General features: G+C 68.0%; 18 protein-coding genes and 2 riboswitches. Of the genes, 12 read left to right on the top strand and 6 right to left on the bottom strand.

What is annotated here, in order from left to right; all coding sequences use genetic code 11:
• Position 1: 1 nt before the first annotated feature.
• The 4 genes from B5X90_RS18340 to B5X90_RS18325 form a co-directional block, all read right to left on the bottom strand.
• Positions 2-712 carry a response regulator transcription factor gene (locus B5X90_RS18340; RefSeq protein WP_018775770.1) on the bottom strand — a complete coding sequence of 237 codons (711 nt, stop codon included), beginning with the start codon at positions 710-712 and terminating at the stop codon, positions 2-4.
• A gap of 78 nt (positions 713-790) precedes the next feature.
• Entirely contained in the window at positions 791-2,437 is a 1,647-nt protein-coding gene (locus B5X90_RS18335; protein ID WP_079555364.1) for a DNA repair helicase XPB, read from the bottom strand.
• Positions 2,434-4,926: a helicase-associated domain-containing protein gene (locus tag B5X90_RS18330; protein ID WP_079555363.1), complete on the bottom strand. Its 2,493-nt coding sequence runs from the start codon at positions 4,924-4,926 to the stop codon at positions 2,434-2,436. Before B5X90_RS18330 ends, B5X90_RS18335 begins: the two co-directional genes overlap by 4 nt.
• A gap of 10 nt (positions 4,927-4,936) precedes the next feature.
• The gene (locus tag B5X90_RS18325) at positions 4,937-5,170 is read right to left on the bottom strand and encodes a hypothetical protein (protein WP_079555362.1); all 234 of its coding nucleotides are present in this window, start codon (positions 5,168-5,170) and stop codon (positions 4,937-4,939) included.
• A 177-nt stretch (positions 5,171-5,347) separates the two neighbouring features.
• On the opposite strand from B5X90_RS18325, the gene B5X90_RS18320 reads away from it, so the two are divergent.
• From B5X90_RS18320 to B5X90_RS18310, 3 genes are read left to right on the top strand one after another with little or no spacing between them, the layout of a single operon-like run.
• A complete protein-coding gene (locus B5X90_RS18320; RefSeq protein WP_018776003.1) occupies positions 5,348-5,731 on the top strand; it encodes a cold-shock protein in 384 nt (127 codons plus the stop codon).
• An 8-nt stretch (positions 5,732-5,739) separates the two neighbouring features.
• Positions 5,740-6,324: a DUF3027 domain-containing protein gene (locus tag B5X90_RS18315; protein ID WP_079555361.1), complete on the top strand. Its 585-nt coding sequence runs from the start codon at positions 5,740-5,742 to the stop codon at positions 6,322-6,324.
• A 44-nt stretch (positions 6,325-6,368) separates the two neighbouring features.
• The gene (locus B5X90_RS18310) at positions 6,369-7,688 is read left to right on the top strand and encodes an MFS transporter (protein ID WP_079555360.1); all 1,320 of its coding nucleotides are present in this window, start codon (positions 6,369-6,371) and stop codon (positions 7,686-7,688) included.
• A gap of 61 nt (positions 7,689-7,749) precedes the next feature.
• On the opposite strand, the gene serC is transcribed toward B5X90_RS18310, so the two are convergent.
• The gene (serC, locus tag B5X90_RS18305; protein ID WP_079555359.1) at positions 7,750-8,880 is read right to left on the bottom strand and encodes a phosphoserine transaminase; all 1,131 of its coding nucleotides are present in this window, start codon (positions 8,878-8,880) and stop codon (positions 7,750-7,752) included.
• A 345-nt stretch (positions 8,881-9,225) separates the two neighbouring features.
• On the opposite strand from serC, the gene B5X90_RS18300 reads away from it, so the two are divergent.
• The 9 genes from B5X90_RS18300 (at position 9,226) to B5X90_RS18260 (ending at position 20,033) form a co-directional block, all read left to right on the top strand.
• On the top strand, positions 9,226-9,921 hold the full coding sequence (locus tag B5X90_RS18300) for a metal-dependent transcriptional regulator (RefSeq protein WP_079555358.1): 696 nt from the start codon (positions 9,226-9,228) through the stop codon (positions 9,919-9,921).
• Positions 9,922-10,070: 149 nt separating this feature from the next.
• A riboswitch (cyclic di-AMP (ydaO/yuaA leader) is annotated at positions 10,071-10,286 on the top strand.
• Between the two features lie 4 nt (positions 10,287-10,290).
• The gene (locus B5X90_RS18295) at positions 10,291-11,112 is read left to right on the top strand and encodes a M23 family metallopeptidase (protein WP_079555357.1); all 822 of its coding nucleotides are present in this window, start codon (positions 10,291-10,293) and stop codon (positions 11,110-11,112) included.
• Between the two features lie 122 nt (positions 11,113-11,234).
• Positions 11,235-11,418, top strand: a riboswitch (cyclic di-AMP (ydaO/yuaA leader).
• 295 nt (positions 11,419-11,713) lie between these two features.
• The gene (locus B5X90_RS18290; RefSeq protein WP_079555356.1) at positions 11,714-12,478 is read left to right on the top strand and encodes an NlpC/P60 family protein; all 765 of its coding nucleotides are present in this window, start codon (positions 11,714-11,716) and stop codon (positions 12,476-12,478) included.
• Positions 12,479-12,698: 220 nt separating this feature from the next.
• A complete protein-coding gene (locus B5X90_RS18285; protein WP_079555377.1) occupies positions 12,699-13,199 on the top strand; it encodes an HNH endonuclease in 501 nt (166 codons plus the stop codon).
• Positions 13,200-13,340: 141 nt separating this feature from the next.
• The gene (locus tag B5X90_RS18280; protein WP_079555355.1) at positions 13,341-14,012 is read left to right on the top strand and encodes a molybdenum cofactor guanylyltransferase; all 672 of its coding nucleotides are present in this window, start codon (positions 13,341-13,343) and stop codon (positions 14,010-14,012) included.
• Positions 14,013-14,033: 21 nt separating this feature from the next.
• On the top strand, positions 14,034-14,321 hold the full coding sequence (locus B5X90_RS18275) for a DUF6457 domain-containing protein (RefSeq protein WP_079555354.1): 288 nt from the start codon (positions 14,034-14,036) through the stop codon (positions 14,319-14,321).
• On the top strand, positions 14,318-15,901 hold the full coding sequence (locus B5X90_RS18270) for a molybdopterin molybdotransferase MoeA (protein ID WP_079555353.1): 1,584 nt from the start codon (positions 14,318-14,320) through the stop codon (positions 15,899-15,901). Before B5X90_RS18275 ends, B5X90_RS18270 begins: the two co-directional genes overlap by 4 nt.
• Positions 15,902-16,034: 133 nt before the next feature.
• Positions 16,035-16,943 carry a formate dehydrogenase accessory sulfurtransferase FdhD gene (gene fdhD / locus B5X90_RS18265; RefSeq protein ID WP_079555352.1) on the top strand — a complete coding sequence of 303 codons (909 nt, stop codon included), beginning with the start codon at positions 16,035-16,037 and terminating at the stop codon, positions 16,941-16,943.
• Between the two features lie 54 nt (positions 16,944-16,997).
• Positions 16,998-20,033, top strand: coding sequence for an alpha-mannosidase (locus B5X90_RS18260; RefSeq protein WP_079555351.1), 3,036 nt, complete (start codon positions 16,998-17,000; stop codon positions 20,031-20,033).
• A 276-nt stretch (positions 20,034-20,309) separates the two neighbouring features.
• On the opposite strand, the gene B5X90_RS18255 is transcribed toward B5X90_RS18260, so the two are convergent.
• A complete protein-coding gene (locus B5X90_RS18255; RefSeq protein WP_143264810.1) occupies positions 20,310-21,053 on the bottom strand; it encodes a hypothetical protein in 744 nt (247 codons plus the stop codon).
• Between the last annotated feature and the right edge of the window lie 8 nt (positions 21,054-21,061).

The raw sequence follows: 21,061 nt of genomic DNA, 5'->3' as shown, positions 1-21,061 counted from the left end.
GTCAGCGCTTCTCGGCAGTCCGCAGAACGTAGCCGACGCCGCGCTTGGTCTGGATCAGTGCCGGGGCATCGGGATCGATGTCCACTTTGCGGCGCAGGTAGGAGATGTAGGACTCCACGATCGAGGCGTCGCCGTTGAAATCGTATTCCCACACGTGGTCGAGGATCTGGGCCTTGGACAGGACCCGGTTCGGATTGAGCATGAGGTAGCGCAGGAGCTTGAATTCCGTGGGCGAGAGCTCGATCACGGTCCCGCCGCGGCGGACCTCGTGGGCGTCGTCGTCGAGTTGGAGGTCATCGACCCGGATCACGGCGTCGTCGTCGACCTGGGGCTGCGTGCGCCGGAGTACGGCGCGGATGCGGGCCACCACCTCGTCGAGGCTGAACGGTTTGGTGACGTAATCGTCCCCGCCCACGGTCAAGCCGGTGACTTTGTCCTCGGTGTCATCCTTGGCCGTGAGGAACAGGACGGGGAAGTGCTTGCCGGCGGCGCGCAGGCGGCGGGTAACGGTGAAGCCGTCCATGTCCGGCAGCATGACGTCCAGCACCGCCAGATCGGGGGAGTGCAGTTCGGCAGCGGCCAGTGCCTCGCGTCCGCTGCCGGCCGAGACGACTTCGAAACCAGCGAAGCGCAGGGAGGTGGAGAGCAGCTCGCGGATGTTCGGTTCGTCATCGACGACGAGCAGCTTGGCTTCGGGACCGTTCTTCTTCATGTTCCCATGATGCTCCCAGACTCTGGGAGTTTTCTGAATGGAGGTTGTGTGTTGCATGGCCGCATCCCCGGCACCCGGCTAGCCCGCGGTGCCGACGTCCTTGGCGTCCATGATCCGGTAGGCGTAGCCCTGCTCGGCGAGGAACCGCTGCCGCTTCGCGGCGAAATCCTGGTCCAGGGTGTCCCTTGCCACGAGCGAATAGAACCGGGCGGAGCGGCCGTCCTTCTTCGGGCGCAGCAGCCGGCCCAGGCGCTGGGCCTCCTCCTGGCGGGACCCGAATGACCCGGAGACCTGGATCGCGACCGACGCCTCGGGCAGGTCGATGGAGAAATTGGCGACTTTGGACACCACCAGGGTCTGCACCTCGCCGGTGCGGAACGCGTCGAAGAGCCGCTGGCGTTCCTTCACCGACGTGTCGCCCTTGATCACCGGCGCGCCCAGGCGCTCGCCGATCTCGTCGAGCTGGTCGATGTACTGCCCGATCACCAGGAGCTGTTCCCCGGCGTGTTCGGCGACGAGTTCTTCGACCACCCGGGTCTTCGTCTCGGAGGTGGCACACAGGCGGTATTTGTCGGCGTCCTCGGCCATGGCATAGGCCACCCGTTCGTCGCGGGGCAGGTCCACCCGGACTTCCACGCAATCGGCCGGGGCGATGTAGCCCTGGGCCTCGATGTCCTTCCACGGCGCGTCGTAGCGTTTCGGACCGATCAGGCTGAAGACCTCGCCCTCCCGGCCGTCCTCCCGCACCAATGTGGCGGTCAGCCCGAGCCGGCGGCGGGCCTGCAGGTCCGCCGTCATCCGGAAGATCGGCGCGGGCAGCAGGTGGACCTCGTCGTAGATGATCAGGCCCCAGTCGTTGCCGTCCACGAGCTCGAGGTGCGGGTACAGCCCGCCGCGCTTCGTGGTCAGGACCTGGTAGGTGGCGATCGTGACCGGCCGGACTTCCTTGACGGAGCCGGAGTACTCGCCGATCTCCTCCTGGGTCAGCGACGTGCGTTTGAGGAGCTCGTCCTTCCACTGCCGCGCGGCGACGGTGTTGGTCACCAGGATCAGCGTGGTGGTGGAGCTCGTGGCCATGGCGGCAGCCCCGACCAGCGTCTTGCCGGCGCCGCAGGGAAGGACGACGACGCCGCTGCCGCCGGCCCAGAAGTTCTCTGCGGCCAGTTGCTGGTACGGCCGCAGCTTCCAGCCCGACTCGTTGAGCATGATGGGGTGGGGGGTGCCGTCCACGTAGCCGGCCAGGTCCTCGGCCGGCCAGCCAAGCTTGAGCAGCAGCTGCTTGAGCTGGCCGCGCTGGGAGGAATGCACCACCACCGTCTCGCCGTCGATCCGTGGCCCGAGCAGCGGGGCGATCTTCTTGGCGCGGCTGACTTCTTCGAGCACCGGGTAGTCGGAGGTGCGCATGACCAGGCCGTGCTGCGGGTCCTTCTCCAGCCGCAGCCGGCCGTACCGGGACATGGTCTCTTCGACGTCGATCAGCAGGGAGTGGGGCACGGGGAAACGGGAGTACCTGAGCAGGGTGTCCAGCACTTTTTCGGCGTCCAGCCCGGCCGCCCGGGCGTTCCAGAGCCCCAGCGGCGTCAGCCGGTAGCTGTGCACATGCTCCGGGGCCCGTTCCAGCTCGGCGAACGCCGCGATGGCGTGCCGGGCCTCCATTGCGAGTTCGTGGTCGACCTCCAGCAGGATGGTTTTGTCACTCTGGACGATCAGGGGCCCGTCATTCACTGGAACAATTCCTCTGTAGCTTCTACGTCGATAATGCGGTGGATGGACAGGACCCGCTCGATCTCCTTGTCCGGATCGAACACCCGCACCCGCCCGCCATTTACTGCTACCGGAACAACCGTCTCGCGGGTGGCATTCCCCATGCTGTCCACGACGTTCATGATGACCCGCTGCCTGAGGCGGATCGCCTTCAGCAGGGTCTCGAGGCCCAGCTGGGTCGCTTCCTCGCTGCCGGGGGCCGCCGGCGGGTGGGTGCCGGAGCCTGGCGCCCGGGACCCGTTGGCGCGCAGCACGGCCAGTTGGGCCTCGATGTCGGCCTCCGGCGGAGCGGTCCGCGGGGCCGTGTAGACCGGCCGGCCGCTGCCGGGCGCGGGGGTGCTGCGGCGCAGCCGGACGACGGCGGAGGCAGCTTCCTCCAGGACGGGGGCGAGCCCCAGACCCCGCAGGACCTGGGCGGTTTCCCGGGGCGCGGCGTGGGAGACGACCACGGTGGGCGCGATGCGCACCAGCCCGAGGCCGGCCGCGGCCGGGGCGTTGAGCAGCTCCAGCAGGGCAGCCTCGTCCTCGCTTTGGATAAAGCTGGCCGCGGCCCCCACCCGCAACCGGGAATGCCGCGCTGCGGTGTCTTCGATGAGGTACTGGAGGGGCTGCGGGATTGCGGTGGCCGAATGCTGGCGCAGGAAGTCCAGCATCGCCGCGGCGTCCTGGCCGGCGTCGAGGGCCCGGCGCACGGAGGTGACGGAGAACCGGTAGATGGTGGCCGGTCCCTGCCCTTCGGCCGTGGCCATGGTCAGGAGCCGTTCGCTCAGTTCGGGGTCGAGGTAGCCCGGCGCCACCGCCGTCAGGTCCGCCTGCAGCAACACATGCTGCAGGGCCGCGGGCAGGTGTTCGCCCAGGATCCCCAGGGCGTCGTCCGGCTGCTCGGCGGCGATCGCGGCGCCCAGCTGGCTCAGCGCCCCGGAGCCGATCAGGCCGAGCATCTCGGCCTCCGCGAGGATGCCGCGGATCAGCGAGCTGAAGCGCCTGGCCATCCGGGGCTGCGTCCACTCGGCACGCTCCAGCACGGCGGCGGCATCGAGGACGGGGGCCTGCCCGTCGGGCGCCACGGCCTCAAGGGTGAGTTCGTGCAGGATTTCCAGGACCCTTTTGCGGATCACCGGGGCGTCCGGCCGCTGCGCCTCGGCGGATAGCGCATTGATGGTTGTCCCGGCCGGGCCCCGGTGCCCTGCCGGGCCCGGGGCGGCAGCATTCACCGGCTGGCCCACGAGGGACGGTGCGCGCTCGCTGGCCAGCCAGGCGTTGACCAGCCACAGCCACTGCTCCTGCCGCGGCAGCGACAGCCACTCCAGCTGCGGCGGCTGCACCCACGCGGAACTGTCGACGTCCAGCCGCAGCAGACCGGCCATTCCGCAGAGCTCCGCGAGGACGCCGGCCTCGTGCACGTCCATCCGCAGGGAATCCGCCAGCCGCTTCATCTCCCGGACCCCTACGCCCCCGCTGCGCAGCGTCGCCAGCGGCTGTTCGCGCACGGTGTAGAGCACCTCGCCCACGAGCCGCAGCGTCTCGGCGATGGCGCCCAACGCGGCGTTTCGGCGCAGCCCCGCGCTCGTGTTGCCCAGCCGGGGGACGGGCGGCGTGAGCGAAAAGTTCTCGATGACAAACCCGCCGCGCAGCGACACTCCGACGCTGTGCGGCAGTTCGACGTGCGCGGCGTCCAGCGGTACCAGCAGCCCGCGCGCCAGCAGCCAGTCCACGGGGCCGACGTCGGCGGCTTCGTGGAGCACGGACGCCCGGCGCTGCGCCTGCGGGACGGCGCCCATGGCCCAGTTCCCGAACCGGGCCAGAAGGGCGGCGGTCCGGTCCGGTGCGGAGGCCAGGATGTGCTGGAGCGCTTCCGGTGTTGCCGTCCAGTGCTGCAGGGACAGGGCGGCTTCCATCGGCGTCGTCGCGGGGGAGATGGACGCCCCGGCGCGGTGAAGTTCCCCCACCAGCTGCACCACGCGCTGCGCAAAAGCAGGCTGGAGCCGCACAAGTTCGGTGTAGCTGCGCCCCAGCCCCGCTGGGTAGATGCCAATTACGTCCTTAAGGCTGCCGACCGGAAGGTAGTGGCGCTGTTTGGCGGCGGCGGGGGTCGCGCCGTGCGGCGGATCGGCGCGGTGGACGAGGGCCAGTTCCTGCAGGGAATGGAGGAGCCGGTCGACGGCGGCAACCGAGGAGCCGTTGATCAGTTTCTTCAGCATCGCCGCCGACGCGCTGTGCCCGGTATCGGCGTTGGTGCACAGGTGCAGGGTTTCCAGGACCTGCATCTGCGGGCGGTTGAGCCGTTCGAGTGCCCGCTGCACACTGACGCGTCCGCTGGCACGGGCGGCGAGGGCGGCGAAGTCCGGGACACCGGGAGAAATCAGGTCCGGCCGCGCGGAGAACAAGGCCCGCAACGATTCGTCGCTTCGTGCCTGAAGTTCCTTGCTGAGCGCGCGGATGAGGGACATCGCTCCAACGTTACCTTTCGCCGGGCCCGCGCGGGCGGCGCCGGGCTGCCACCGCGTCGACAACGAGGGCCAGCATCAGCAGGAATGCCACCGGGAGGCCGTAGAGGGCCGTCGAGGTAATCCAGGCGGGCGCTACGGCATTGTTGAAGGCCATGGCCATGACAGCGCCGACGGCAACGAGGGACAGCACAGCAAGGGTGGCCGCTACGATCATCAAAGGCCGCCGGTAACGCGTCAGTGTCATGGGGGCAACGCTAACAGTCCGGCATCGCCCGCGCCTCAAGCCGCTAAAGTGAACCAGGCAGGATAACCTTGGAGTTACAGACCAACACGGTCCGGGCAGTCATACCCTGAACCCGCGTATCCATGCGGATGCGGTGACCGCCGGCCGTGTCCCCGCAGAACGAAGAAGGTTGATTACGTGCCTACCGGCAAGGTCAAGTGGTATGACAAGGAAAAAGGCTTCGGATTCCTCGCGGGCGAGGACGGCCAGGAAGTCTTCCTGCCCAAGTCCGCGCTGCCCGAAGGCATCACGGAGCTCAAGGCCGGCACGCGTGTTGAATTTGGTGTAGCGGACGGGCGCAAGGGCGCCCAGGCCCTGGGCCTGCGCGTGCTGGACAAGACGCCGTCCATCGCCAAGGCAAAGCGGCCCAGCGCCAGGGACCTTGCCCCGCTGGTCCAGGACCTCGTCAGCGTGCTGGATAACCTGTCCGGGACCCTGTCCGCGGGCAAGTACCCGGAAGGCAACAAGGGCAAGGCGATCGCAGCGGCCCTCCGTAAGGTTGCCGACGAGCTGGACGTATAAGGCTTTTGATGACTCAGGAACCTGATCAGTTGCCGGCGCCGGATGCCGGATCCGCAGCGCCCGCCGGGACCAAGGCAGCCGGCTCCAAGCAGGGAATCCGCCCGCGCGCCGGCGTGCCCGTCTGGCGCACCGGCAAGCCTGACGCCTTCCTGGCCGCCGCCGTCGACGTCGCCCGCACCGCGGTGGAGGGCATTGCCCCCGCCGAGCAGATCGGCGAGCACATCGGCGCCCGCAGCGAAGGCGACCGCCTGGTGACCCACCTGTTCGAATCCAGGCTCCCCGGATACCTGGGCTGGCAGTGGTACGCCGTGCTGACGCGCAACTCGCGCTCCAAGGTGGTCACGGTGGACGAACTTGGCCTCCTGCCCTCCGAGGACTCCATCCTGGCACCGGCCTGGGTTCCATGGGCCGAACGGGTCCGCCCGGAAGACGCGCAGGCTGACGAGGCTGCCGAGGCGCCGTCCGGTTCCGAAGCGCCGTCGCAGGCGTCCGACGCCGACACCGACGACGCTGCCGACGACGCCGACGTCGCTGAGACGGACGACGACGAGACGGACGACGAGCGGGAACGCTCCGCGGGCGAGGCCGACTAGCGGTTGGAAGCGTCCGGGAGCGTGTCTAGGGAGGGCTGGGGCTGATGTCCACGTTCAAATCCCTGCACATCCTGAACTACCGGATCTGGTTCGTCGGCGCCCTCATTTCCAACGTTGGCACCTGGATGCAGCGCACCGCCCAGGACTGGCTGGTGTTCGCCCACCTGACGGCGCACGATGCCGGGGCGGTGGGAATCACGATGGCCCTGCAGCTGGGCCCGCAACTCTTCCTGGCACCCGTGGCCGGATTGATCGCCGACCGGTTCAACCGCAAGCGCCTCCTGGTGCTCACCCAGTCAGCCATGGCTCTGCTGAGCGCGGGGCTGGGCATCCTGGTGGTCACGGGCGCGGCGCAGCTCTGGCACGTCTACGCCTTCGCCCTGATGCTCGGGGTGGTCTCGGCCCTGGACGCCCCCGTCCGGCAGACCTTCGTCTCGGAACTGGTCCAGGACGACTACCTCCCCAACGCCGTGGCCCTGAACAGCGCGTCCTTCAATGTTGCCCGGATGATCGGTCCGGCCGTCGCCGGCGTGCTCACGGCCGTCGTCGGGCCCGGCTGGGTCTTCCTCATTAATACGCTCACCTTTGTGCCCCTGTTGCTCAGCCTGGCGAAAATCCCGTCGTCGTCGCTGCGCCGGCTGCCGCGGGCACCGGCGGGCAAGGGCAGGATCCGGGAGGGGCTGCGCTACGTGAGGTACCGTCCGGATTTGGTCGTGGTGCTGGTGGCGATCTTCATCGTGGGAACCCTGGGGCTGAATTTCGCCCTGTTCATCGCGGCCATGGTGGGGACGGAATTCGGCCTGGACGCGGGGGCCTTCGGCCTGATGAATTCGATCATGGCCATCGGATCCGTCGCCGGGGCCCTGCTGTCCGCCGGCCGCGGCAAGCCACGGCTGCGGGTCATCTTCGGGGCGGCCGCCGCCTTCGGCGTGACCTCGGGCATCGCAGCGATGGCCCCGAACTACTTCTGGTACGGCGTCGCACTCGTGCCCGTGGGGCTGTTCGCGATCACCATGATGACGAGCGCCAACGGGTACGTCCAGACCACGACTGAGCCCGTGATGCGGGGCCGGGTGATGGTCCTCTACATGGCGATCTTCATGGGCGGAACTCCCCTTGGTGCGCCGCTCGTCGGCTGGGTGGCAAACACCGCCGGCCCCCGCTGGTCCATGGCGGTCGCGGCAGGCGCCGGCCTGCTGGCAGCCCTGATCGGGCTGGTGTGGATCATCCGCGCGAAGCACCTGCGGCTCCTCTTCAACCGCCGCGCCCACGGGCTGCGGTACTTCCGCGTCGAAAGCCGGACCGGCGCGGCCGGTCCCGGCCGGGACGCGCGGCCGGAGGCACAGCAGGGCGGCCGGACCTGAAACGACGACGGCGTCGTCACGGCCTAGGTTCCTAAGGGCCGTGACGACGCCGGACGCGGGGCTACTTCTTCAGTTCCGCCACGACGAAATCGATGCACTCGAGCAGTGCCGAGACATCGTCGGGCTCGATCGCCACGAAGGTGGCGATGCGCAGCTGGTTGCGGCCCAGCTTGCGGTACGGCTCGGTGTCGACGACGCCGTTGGCGCGGAGCACCTTGGCGATGGCCGCGGCGTCGATCGATTCGTCAAAGTCGATCGTGGCGATCACGTTCGAGCGGTCCTCGGCCTTGGCCACGAACGGCGTGGCGTATTCGGACGCTTCGGCCCAGCGGTAGATGCGGCCGGCAGAATCGGCGGTCCGGCCGGCGGCGAAGTCCAGGCCGCCGTTGGCGTTGAGCCACTGCACCTGGGCGTCCAGGGTCACCAGGGTGGCCAGCGCGGGGGTGTTATAGGTCTGGTTCAGCCGGGAATTGTCGATCGCCGTCTGGAGGTCAAGGAAGTCGGGAATCCAGCGGTTGCCGGCCTTGATCCGTGCCGCCCGTTCCAGCGCCGCCGGGGAGAACAGGCCCAGCCACAGGCCGCCGTCGGACGCGAAGTTCTTCTGCGGCGCGAAGTAGTACACGTCCGACTCCGCCACGTCCACGTCCAGCCCGCCCGCGGCCGAGGTCGCGTCCACGAGCACCAGCGACCCCTCGTCGACGCCGGCCACCCGCTGGACAGGGGCGGCAACGCCGGTGGAGGTCTCGTTCTGCGGCCACGCATAGACGTCGACGCCGGACTCCGCCCGGGCGGTGGGGCGGGTGCCGGGTTCAGCCTTGATGATGGAGGACTCGGCAAGGAACGGCGCCTTGTTGGTGGCGGAAGCGAACTTCGAGCCGAACTCGCCGAAGGACAGGTGCTGCGCCTTGTTCTCCACGAGCCCGAAGCTGGCAACGTCCCAGAACGCGGTGGATCCGCCGACGCCCAGCACCACTTCATAGCCTTCCGGTGCCCGGAAGAATTCGCTGAGGCCGCTGCGCACCGAGCCGACCAGGTTCTTCACGGGTGCCTGACGGTGCGAGGTCCCCAGCAGCTTCGACGATGCCGCGGCCAGGGCGTCCATCTGTTCCGGCCGGACTTTGGACGGGCCGGCGCCGAACCGTCCGTCCTTGGGCAGGAGGTTGGCGGGGATCGTGATGCTGGTGTCGCTCACAGTGGCTCCAATTTTCGGCTGGTTCGTAGCGTGGCTGGGAGGTGGCGGGCAGGGATGGCTGCCACGGACACCCCTTTTCATTCTGCCTGTTTCATTTTGCCTGACAGCTCCCGGCGATACGGAAAAAGGCCTGTCATAGTCCGGTCATTGAGACGCTGGGGACGGCCGGCCGGCTGGGGCTGGGACAATAGCTCCAGGTCGATCGAAAGATTATCCGGAGTAATTCAAAATAGGCTAGGCTGGCATGCGAACGTACGGCGGTTCCCGCCTGGGCGCATCCTGCACGCAGCCCGCACGCGGTACGGTGGGAATGACGCTAGGACTGCGCTCGAGGAGCTGAGCTGAATGACGGATCTGATCGATACCACGGAGATGTATCTTCGGACCATTCTGGAACTTGAAGAAGAAAACATCGTTGCCCTCCGCGCCCGCATCGCCGAAAGGCTCCGCCACTCCGGCCCCACTGTGTCCCAGACCATCGGCCGGATGGAGCGCGACGGGCTGGTGGTTGTTTCCGGCGACCGGCACCTTGAGCTGACGGAAACGGGACGGAAACGCGCGATCGGCGTCATGCGCAAGCACCGTCTGGCCGAACGCCTCCTGGCGGACGTGATCGGGCTCGACTGGGCCTACGTTCATGAGGAAGCGTGCCGCTGGGAACATGTCATGAGCGAACGCGTTGAGCGCCGAATCTTCGAGATGCTCAACCACCCGACCGTCTCGCCCTATGGGAACCCTATTCCAGGGCTTGCGGATCTTGGCGGCGTGCCCAACGGTGCCCCCGTGGACAGGCCCGTGAACCTTCTGGAGGCCATGGCCGGCTACGGGGTAACCTCACGGGTTACGGTCAACCGTCTCGCGGAGCCGATCCAGGTGGAGCCGGAGCTTCTGGCCCAGCTCGACGAGGGCGGAATCAGGCCTGGCGCGCTGGTCTCGCTGGAGCGGGTGGGGGAGTACATCTCGGTCCGCGTCCCCGATATCGAAGGTGCCCTGGAACTGCCGCCCGAGGTTGCCGCGCACGTGTTTGTAACAGTCGCCTGACCAGCCACTATGCGCCGGTCATGGGACGACCCATGAGTTGTACACATTTGCGGTTACGGATTTATTACCGGGCGGCTTAATCCCCTATAGTTAGTGCCCAGTACCGATACCAAAGCGTTACCTGATCCGAAGCCGAGCCCTGCCAGCGGATCAGTCGCAGAACTACCTCCTGGCAGGGGCGGGGGAACCACTTTCGGCTGCTACTTCGGCAGCCTTGGGGTGAAGTCCGTCAGCGGCAAGCAGCTTCCACCGAAGGATCCCCTGGGGATGCCTCTGTGCGTGGCTGCTTGCAACGGCGGGCCGGGTCTTTGATCTCTCTGACCCGAATCCGACAGCTAACTTCGCAGGCCATCCAGAGAGGAACCGTTCTTGACCACCCAGACCGCCAGGGGCCGTCGCCGCGCGACCGGTCCCGCTCCGGAGCCGCGTCCCGTCGTCGCACACACGGCCGAACGCCCGCGGGACGTGCACCGCGATGAACGGCGTCGCCGTCGCAGTCCGTTCCGCCAGGTCACGGACTTTGCCGCGGCCAGCGGAGTCGGGCAGAAGGCCGGGATCGCGCTGGCCGCCACTGGTCTGGTTCTTACCGTGACGGTCCCCGTCACGAGCCCTGTGATGGCTTCGAATCCGGGCGGCTCCGGCGCGCTCCCCGCTGCCGTGCAGCCGGATGTCACCGCTGCGGCCGCCGCCAAGGTCGACTTCAACCGCACCGCCGTCACCACGAAGGGTGATCCGGACGGGAAACTCAAGCAACTGCTGAGCGCCCAGTCTGTGGGCACCATCACCCGCGCGGCATCGGCCGGCACCCTGGGTGCGCCGCTCGACCAGCTGGTCACGGCCTCGCCCTTCGGCTACCGTGTCAGCCCCATTACCGGGGGCGCGGGGGAGTTCCACCGCGGCCAGGATTTCGCCGCCCAGTGCGGCACGGCGGTCCACGCGGCCGCCAGCGGCACCGTGACCTTCAACGGCTGGCATCCCTTCGGCGGGGGAAACCGCGTGGTCATCGATCACGGCAACGGCCTGGAGACCACGTACAACCACCTGTCCTCGGCCTCGGTCAAGGTCGGTCAGAAGGTTTCCCGCGGTGACGTCATCGCCATGAGCGGGACCACCGGCGCCTCCACGGGCTGCCACCTCCACTTTGAAGTGATGGTCAACGGCGACGTCGTTGACCCGCTCGGCTGGCTCTAAAAAGACGATGGGCTGCTCTCAACTCCGTATGACACGCCGTGATCTGAATGTGACATTGGATCGAGACTGCTGTAGGGTTTGAAGCACGCCAACTTTTCCGAAGTTGGCGCTCTTGAGTGGATTGCCTAGCTCTGCCACCGCTCAAGGTCCGTTCGCATTACATCGTCTGGCAGGGGCGGGGGAACCAATTTTGGCCTTCGAAAGAAGGCCTTGGGGTTAAGTCGCAAAGCTTCCCAGGAAGCAGCGCGGCCGGGTGACTCCCATCCGAATCCGACAGCTCACCTCGTAGGCATTGGGAGAGGCTACTTTCGTGTCTTCACGCCACAATTCTGCGCGCATGCGCACCGGCGAGGCTCTGTCGAGCCCGCTGGAATCCACATCACGTGCCGCCCTTGCCGGCGCCCGGATTGGATCACGTTCCGCAGGCTCAATCTCTACCGAGCCCGGACAGCATGCAGTTTCCGCTTTTGGCGCGTCTTCGCAGTACACCCTTCGCTAAGTAACCCATTTCGGGGCGATCCGGCGTACCCCCAAGATGCCGGAGCGTCCTCAGTCCGTGCCCGAAAGCGCGCGGTCCAAGGATCACGAAAGAGAGAACTTAATGACTACTCGTGCAAACGTTGCACGGCACCGCGCCGAGGTCACCAAGACCAACTCGCTGGCTGTAATTGCTAAGGCTGTCGGCGACAACGCCGGCGGCGTGGGCCGTCAGGCCGCGGTCATCGCCGCAGCTTCCGGTCTGGTCCTGACCAGCGGAATCGCAGCCAACGCTGCTGAAACCAATGTTCAGCGCGAATCCACCTCCGCTTCGGCCCTGGAAGTCCAGTCCGCAGCTCCGGCCACCATCTCGGCCGCTTCCACCATCGCGATCTCCTACGAGAAGCCCGCCGTGACCACCACGCCGGCTCCCGTCGTCGAGGCTCCCAAGCCCGTCGTGAAGGTCCAGGACGCCACGGCCACGGCCACCCGCGCCGGCGGCACCGAGCTGGGCGTCAGCGGCGGCGTCGCTGCCCAGGCCCCCGCCGGCATCGGAAGCGGCGCCGGTGCGACCATCGCCGCCGCTGCCTACGCACAGATCGGTGTGGCGCAGGACTGCACCGCACTCGCCACCAACGCCCTGGCCGCGGCCGGCATCCACTACCACGGCTGGCCGGCAGGTTACCTGTCCCTGGGCCGCACCGTGAGCGCCGCCGAGGCACGCCCGGGCGACCTCGCCTACTACCAGAACGGTGGCGTGGGCATGGCTCACATCGCGGTCTACGTCGGCAACGGCATGGCAGTGCACGGCGGCTGGAACGGCGGCACCACCGCACTGTACAGCGTCAACGTCGGCTCTGGCCCGGTCTTCATCCGCGTCGGCGCCTAAGCACGAACCCCAGCATTTCCGAAAGACCCCCGCCTCCAGGCGGGGGTCTTTCGCGTTGCCGCGCAGTGAACTTTCCGTGCCGGGGACTGCGCCGGTGAAAAAATATTCGGTGATCCGGCACTTGAGTGTTTACTCTTGTGTTGTCGATCCATAGCCCGACCATGCAGAGGGCAGCCGGCCCTCGTGCCGCTGGCGGGTGCGGCCGTGAAGAGGTATGCGGATGCGCACTCTCGTTCTGAATGCTGGATATGAACCGCTGGCGGTCATCACCTTCCGCCGGGCGCTCGTCCTTGTCCTGACCGGAAAGGCCAGCGTGGTGGCCGAAGGGGACGACCCCGTGGTCGGCCCCCAGGATATTTTGGGCCGCCCGTCCGTGATCCTGCTGAACCGCTACATCCGGCCCAGGTACAACACGATGACTGCGGTGAGCCGCCGCGGAGTGCTGCGCCGGGATGGCCACCGCTGCGCGTACTGTGGCAAGGCTGCCCACACCATCGACCACATCCAGCCCAAGTCGCGGGGCGGAGCCGACTCCTGGGAGAACCTGGTGGCGGCGTGCCTGCGGTGCAACAACGCCAAGAGCGACCACACGCCGGCGGAGATGGGCTGGAAGATCGGTTTTGTACCGGGTCCGCCAAAAGGTGCCATCTGGCAGATCAAGGAACTCGAAAAGCCGACGCCGGCCTGGGATCCGTTCCTGCTGCCTGAATCGGCTGCCTGATCTGCCTCGTGCTCTGACTCCTGCCAGGGCCTGATCTGCTGCCTGATCAGCCGGTGGCGTGGCTGCTGGCGCACATTGCGCCTTGTTCGTTGGCCGTTGGCTGTTGGCCCTTGGCTCTTGGCGCCGCGCTAGGCTGAACCAATGGAGTTCGATGCCATCATTCTCGCCGGTGGGCGGTCCTCACGCCTCGGCGGCGTGCCCAAATCCGGGCTGATCTACGACGGCGCCACCCTCCTGGAGCGGTCGCTCCTGGCCGCCGGCGCGGCGGGGCGCGCCGTCGTCGTCGGCCCCGACCCCGGGGGCCTGCCCGGCGGCATCCTGACCTGCCGCGAAGAGCCGCCCTTCGCGGGTCCGGCCGCAGCCATCGCGGCGGGACTGGCCGCCCTGGCCGCCGATCACGCGAGCCGGCATGCACCAGCCGCGCCCTATACCCTCGTCCTGGCGTGTGACATGCCCCGGTCGGCCGATGCGGTCCGTGCCCTGGCGCAGGCGCTGGACGCGTCCGCTGCAGGCACGCCGCAAGGGGACGGGCCCGACGGCGTCATGGCCGTCTCGGCCGACGGCCGGAAGCAGCCGCTCGCAGGTTTTTATGGCACGGCCGTGCTACAACGTTCTGTGGCGGACGCCGCGTCCCGGGACCGGCTGGAAAACGCGTCGGTGTTCGCCCTTCTTGCTAGGCTGGACGTGCGGGAAGTTCGCGTTCCCCCGGGCTCCACGGATGACGTCGACACCTGGGATGACGCGTCCGCACTGGGGGTATCCGGCAGGATTCCCGACGGCGGTCCGGGCTCCGGCCCGGCTCTGCGCAGCTGAACTCGACCATGGAGGCAAACGGTGAAAAGCCAGGACGAAACACTGGAAGACTGGTGCCGTGCCCTGCTCCAGGCCCTGGAGCTGGACGACGTTGAGATTGACGTGAATGAGGTCCTCGCCCTCGCCGGCGTGGCCGCCCATTCCGTGGTGCGCCCGGCGGCACCGCTGACCACGTTCATTGCCGGCTTTGCGGCCGGCCTGGCCTCAGGCTCCGGGCAGGCCACGGACTCCGTGTCGATGGAGTCCGCGATGGCCGTGGCCCGCCGGCTCGCCAAGGACTACGCAGCCGCCGAAACTTCCGGGGCATGACGGCTGCGGCCCCGGATGGCAGCGGACCCGCTGCCGCCGCAGGTGGAGACGGAGTCGGAGACGGCGGTGGAGATGGCGTCAGCGATAGCGGTGGAGAAGCTCTCATAAACGCACCTGGAGGCCCTCACGTCGCGGCGCACCAGAACTCAGCGGGCGCAGACACCGCGGACCAGGACTCCGCGGACCAGGATGCAGCGGACGAGGAGGCAGGGGACCAGGACACCGCGACGCAGGATGTAGTAGCGGACGAGGACACTGCCGCGGAGCCGCACAGGCACCTGGCCCAGACGTGGCAGGAGGCCCGGCAACTCGCATTCGAGTGCGCCGTTCCCATCCCGGCCGCCCCTGTTCCGCTGCGGCAGGCGCTCGGCCGGACGCTCGCGGCGGACGTCGTTGCCCGGCAGGACATGCCCCATTACGCTTCCTCTGCCATGGACGGCTGGGCCGTCAACGGCAGCGGCCCCTGGATCCTGGCCGAACCGGGCCAGCGTCTGGCAGCACATCAGGCCAGCCCGATTGCCACCGGCGGCCTCATCCCGCCCGGGGCCAAGGCAGTGTTGCGCAGCGAAAGCGGCATCATCGACGTCGACGAGGACGGCCTGCCCGTCCTAAAGCTGGGCGGCACCGCGAAACCGGGAGACCCGCGCAACGGCGACCACATCAGGAAGGCCGGGGAGGAAGCCGCCGCCGGGGACGTCCTGATCAAGCGCGGCACGGTCCTGAACCCCGCCCATCTGGCCCTCGCCGCGCTCGCCGGAAGTGACACCCTTCCCGTACTCGGCAAGGCCGTGGTCCGCCTCGTTTTCACTGGCTCCGAGGTCGTGACGAGCGGGATGCCGGCACCCGGGCAGGTCCGCGACACCTTCGGACCCCAACTGGCCGCCGTGGTGGGAATGCTCGGCGGGATCTGTACCGAAGAAGTGAAAGTCGGCGACACCTACGCCGAGTGGCTCGCCGCCCTCGAGGACACCGATCCTGCCGGTGAAAACCTGCCCGCCGACGTCGTGATCACTACCGGCGGCACGGGGCGCTCCGGAACAGACCACCTCAGGCGCTCGGTCGCCGAGCTCGGCGGCCGCCTGCTGATCGACGGAATCGCCATGCGCCCGGGCCACCCCGCCGTGCTGGCCGAGCTGCCGGACGGCCGCTACATCCTCGGCCTGCCAGGAAACCCGCTCGCGGCCATGATGGCGCTGTCCACGATCGGCGCCCCACTCCTGGCGGCGCTGGGGCACGGCGCGATCCCCCCGCTCAGCGAGGTGCCCTGCGGCTCGACGATTGACGCCGACCCGGGCCGGACCCGGCTCATGCCCTTCCGGCTGCTCTATGGCATGGCATCGCCGGCGCAGCACACCGGTCCGGGAATGATGCGGGGTCTGGCCGCCGCCGACGGTGTGCTGGTGGTCCCGCCCCATGGCGTGCAGCTGGGGGAACTGGTCCCCGGCTTCGCCCTGCCGTGGGGTGCGCCGTTGCCTGACGCTTCGGCGGCGGCCGCCGAGCAGAAGCCGGCGGCGAAGCGGCCCGCCAGGAAAACCGCGGCCAGCGACGGGCCGGTGGACTGGAGTGCCCTATTGGGCTGAGCCTGACCTGCTCCGACGGCGCAGAGACCAGGCACGCCGTCAGAATCAGGCACTTACAATGAAGGAACCAGCCAAAGATTCAAACCGCCGCGAGCTTCAAACTGCGGCACACTATGTTGCTTAGGAGCACCGGATGGGCCGTGTGACACAGCGCCGCAAGGTGCACAAGATCGTCCTGGACGGGTCCCCGCAGGCCCTCGAATTCCCGGTCCGGCACCGGGAGGACGTCCTTGCCGTCGAGGAACCGCTGGAAATCCGGCTCGGCAACATGTCTTTCTCCGTCACCATGCGAACACCGGGCAATGACTTCGACCTCGTCGCAGGCTTCCTCGTCTCGGAGGGGATCATCTGGGCTCCCGAACAGCTGGTCTCGCTCAGGTTCTGCGCCGGCGAAGACGCCGATGGCATGCAGACGTTCAACGTGGTGGAGGCGCAGCTCAGGCCCGACGTCGTACGCCCCGAGACCGGACGCAACGTCTTCACCTCCAGTTCCTGCGGCATCTGCGGCACTGACTCGATCGATGCCGTCCGGAAGTCCTCGCACTACAGCCCGGCACAGGATCCGCTGACCGTCCCCGTCGAAACACTGGCGGCCCTCCCGGACGCCCTCCGGTCCGCCCAGGAGGTCTTCGAGGTCACCGGCGGCGTGCACGCCGCCGGGCTCTTCCGGATCTCCGACGACGGCTCGGCCGAGTTGCTGTGCCTGCGCGAAGACGTGGGCCGGCACAACGCGGTGGACAAGGTGGTGGGCTGGGCGCTCCGCGAGGGCCTGCTCCCGCTCCGGGGCACCGTGTTACAGGTGTCCGGCCGGGCATCGTTCGAGCTCGTCCAGAAGGCGGCCCTCGCCGGGATCCCGGTCCTCGCCGCTGTCAGTGCCCCCTCCAGCCTGGCCGTCGAACTCGCCGAGGCCAGCGGGATGACACTGGCCGGGTTCAGCCGCCGGACCAGCCTGAACGTGTACGCGGGCCAGCAGCGCGTCGCGGTTCCGGCGCCCGCGGCCGGCCAGGGGCAACAGTTGGCCAAGAGGTTCTCCCCGGCGTAAGTTTTATCCATCGATTGGAGTCGAACGGACCCCCCAGCGCTGAAGAGGATCACATTGCACGACGACCGCCGTCTTACGGAAGTCCGGCTGGACCGCTTTCTGCGCGACCGGATCGGCCCGGCCGTCTACCCGCGCAGCGTGCCGCTGACCCTGAGCAGCTGGGACGCGCCGGACGAACCCGTGCCGGTGCTCGAGGCCCTGCGGCAGGAGTTCACGCCCCAGGAACACGGCGCGGCGTGGGGCCGGCCCTGGAGCACCAAGTGGCTCCGGCTCCGGGGTGAGGTGCCGGACGCCTGGGGAACCGCAGCCGGAACCTCCGTGGAAATCCTCGTGGACCTCGGCTTCAGCGGCGACCTCCCGGGTTTCCAATGCGAAGGCATTGCCTGGCGGTCCGACGGGACCATCATCAAGGCGATCTCGCCACGGAACCAGTACATCCCGCTCAAACTCCTGGGCAGTGGCATGGCCGTTGACTTCTACGTCGAAGCCGCGGCCAACCCCGACTTGTCCCAGAACTGGACTTTCGCCGCCACCCCCTACGGCGACAAGGCGACGTCGGGCAGCGAGCCGAAGTACCGCCTCGGCAGGATCGCCATCGCCGAACGCAACCAGACCGTCTGGGAACTGCAGCAGGACATCCTCACGCTCAGCGGGCTCATGCACGAGCTGCCCATGGACCTGCCCCGCCGCCACGAAATCCTGCGGGCGCTCGAACGCATGCTGGACATCATGGACCCAGACGACGTTGCCGGGACCGCGGAGGACGGGAGGGCCGCCTTGGCCGAGGTCCTGTCCCGGCCGGCCTATGCCTCGGCGCACCAGCTCGTCGCCACGGGCCACGCCCACATCGATTCGGCCTGGTTGTGGCCGGTCAGGGAGACCATCCGCAAGTGCGCCCGGACGTTCTCCAACGTCGTCGCGCTGATGGACGAGAATCCCGATTTCATCTTTTCGTGCTCCTCCGCCCAGCAGCTCGCGTGGATGAAGGAGTACTATCCGGAGCTCTTCGGGCGCATCCGGGACAAGGTCCTCGCCGGCAGGTTCGTTCCCGTCGGCGGGATGTGGGTCGAATCCGACTCCAACATGCCCGGCGGCGAGGCTATGGCACGGCAGTTCCTCGAGGGTAAAAGCTTCTTCCTGGCCGAATTCGGGGTCGATTGCCAGGAAGCGTGGCTGCCGGACACGTTCGGGTATTCCGCGGCTCTGCCGCAGATCATCAAGGCCGCCGGCAGCCGCTGGTTCCTGACCCAGAAGATCTCCTGGAACCAGGTCAACAGGATGCCCCACCACACCTTCAACTGGGAGGGAATCGACGGCACCCGGGTATTCACCCATTTCCCGCCTGTGGACAGCTACAACTCCGACCTCAGTGCCCGGGACCTGGCGCACGCAGAACGGAACTACCGGGACCACGGACGCGGAGGCACATCGCTGGTTCCGTTCGGGTACGGCGACGGCGGCGGGGGCCCAACCCGCGAGATGCTGGCCGCAGCGCAGCGGACGGCGGATCTGGAAGGATCCCCGAAGGTGCGGATCGGGTCGGCGGCCAGCTTCTTCAGCCAGGCCCAGGCCGAGTACGAGCCCCTGCCGGTCTGGGTGGGGGAGATGTACCTGGAACTGCACCGCGGCACCTACACCAGCCAGGCCAGGACCAAGCTGGGGAACAGGCGCAGCGAGCACCTCCTCCGGGAAGCAGAACTCTGGAGTGCCACCGCTGCGGTGCGGACCGGGCACCGCTACCCGGCTGCGGAGCTCAAGCGCCTCTGGCGGCTGGTCCTGCTGCAGCAGTTTCACGACATCCTGCCGGGAAGTTCCATCGCGTGGGTCCACCAGGACGCCGAACGGAACTACGCCGCCGTCGAACGGGGACTGGAAGCGATCATCACGAATGCCGCGGCGGCGGCCCTCGGCACCGGCAGCCGGGAATTCCTGCTCAACGCCGCCCCGCACGAGCGCCTGGGCGTGCCTGCCCTGGCCGCTGCCGAACCGGTCCGGCCCGGGCAGCCGGTAGAGGTCGCTGAGGACGGCGGCGGCTACATTCTGGACAATGGCATCATCCGTGCCGTGGTGGATGCCCGCGGACTGCTGGTCTCCCTCACGGACCGGGCCACCGGACGCGAGGCAATTGCCCCCGGCGAGGTAGGAAACCTCCTGGAGCTGCACCGGGACACGCCGAATGAATGGGACGCGTGGGACATCGACGCCTTCTACCGCAGGAACGTCGTCCGTCTGGAACAGGCGCTTTCGGTGACACTGGAGCGCGACCCCGGAGCGGAAAGCCCGGACGCCGTCGTGGTGGTGGAGCGGATGGCCGGGTCCTCCGCGGTGACCCAACGGATTACGCTCGCGCCGGGTGCAGACTCGCTCGCGATCACCACGGCCGTGGACTGGCAGGAGAGCGAAAAGCTGCTCAAGCTGGGCTTTGCCTTGGATGTCAGGGCGGACCGGTCGGCGGCGGAGACGCAGTTCGGGCACGTGTTCCGCCCCACCCATGTCAACACGTCCTGGGAGGCCGCGAAATTCGAAATCTGCGCGCACCGCTGGATCCATGTCGCCGAGCCGGGCTATGGGGTGGCGATCTCCAACGCTTCCAGCTACGGCCACGACGTCACCCGCAATGTCAGGGAGGACGACGGCGGCACCACCACCACAGTGCGGCTCTCGCTCCTGCGGGCACCGAAGTTTCCGGATCCCGGCGCGGACCAGGGCAGGCACGAGCTGCACGTCACTGTCCGTCCGGGCGCCACGATCGCGGACGCCGTCGAAGAGGGCTACCGCACCAACCTGGCGCCGCGGGTGGTGCACGGGGCGCACGGCGCGGAGCCCCTGGTCAGCGTCTCCAACCAGGCCCTTGTCATTGAGGCCGTCAAACTCGCTGAAGACGGCTCCGGGGACGTGATTGTCCGGCTCTACGAAGCCCTCGGGGAGCGATCCACCGGCGTGGTGACGGCCAATTTCGCGGTCCGCGGGCTGCACGCCGTGGACCTGCTGGAACGGCCCGTCGATGCCCCGGGAGTGACGGCAGGCGGCAATTCCGCCGAGCTGACGTTGCGGCCCTTCCAGCTGGTCACGCTGAGGTTTGTGCGCTGACAGGCAGGGCCGCCTGCCGCCGCCCTTCCTGCAGGGGAACCCGGCTTCTGCGGGGGAAACAGCCGGCCGCGTCGGCGAATCCGAACACCGTCCGGCACGACGGATATGCCCTTAAACAGGCTGAGTGGGAGCGGTCCTCCCGGACCGCTACCACTCATCCCCCCAATGGCGCTTGGACGACTGCCTCTGCTTCGCACGGCTGACTTCCGTACACGAAGCGGTTGCCGCTTTCACACATTCATGATTCTTTCACGATCTAATGATTTTGTGAATGCCCTATGTCTCGTTCTTGCGGAATGTTGCGCTAGTGTTACCAGATTTCTTCGCAGCGAGCCCGGACGCCCAGAACAGTCCCAGGCCCAGGACGTAGCCCACAACGGCCAGATAGTTGACCGTCTGCTGCGCGAGGAACCAGTCTTCCGGGGCGAAGGAGGCGGGGACGGTGAACGCGGTGGCGAGGGCGCCGAGGCACGTCAGGAGGGCAGCCGCGCGCACCAGCCGCGGCAGTTGGCTCTTGGCGATGGCAAGCAACGCCGGCAGGAGGGCGAGGGAGACAAAGGCAGGATAGGTGCGGCCGGCCGCGGCGTAGAACGGCGCCAGGACTGCATTCGGGCCGCCCTTGTCCTCGATGCCCAGCAGGCCCGACGAGGACCCGCGGGTGTCCATGAGGAAGAAGGTGACCACCATGACGGCGGCGCTGAGAGCCAGGGCCCAGCGGCCGGCCGGTCCCGCAATATAGCGGTAGCCGCGCTCGTCCTGCAGCCCCGTCGCCACGCGCAGACCCACCAGCAGGACGGCCGCGAACACGAGGAACCGCAGGAGGAGATGGGTGAGGTTCCATCCACCTAGTGCCCCGTCGATCACGTCGTAGGGGCCGGTCACCGAGAGCAGGCTGCACAGGGTTGCGAGCACCAGGATCCAGAAAACGGCCCTGTTCCGGCCCTGGATTGCATCCGGAACGCGGAGCAGGAGCACCACGGTACAGGTGATCAGCGTGCCCCACTGGAGGGTTGCAATCATTCCGGGTT

The sequence above is a fragment of the Arthrobacter sp. 49Tsu3.1M3 genome (genome assembly GCF_900168135.1).
Classification (GTDB): domain Bacteria; phylum Actinomycetota; class Actinomycetes; order Actinomycetales; family Micrococcaceae; genus Arthrobacter.
Note: the sequence above shows the minus strand (reverse complement) of the source record. Positions and strands in the feature narration are given on the sequence as shown.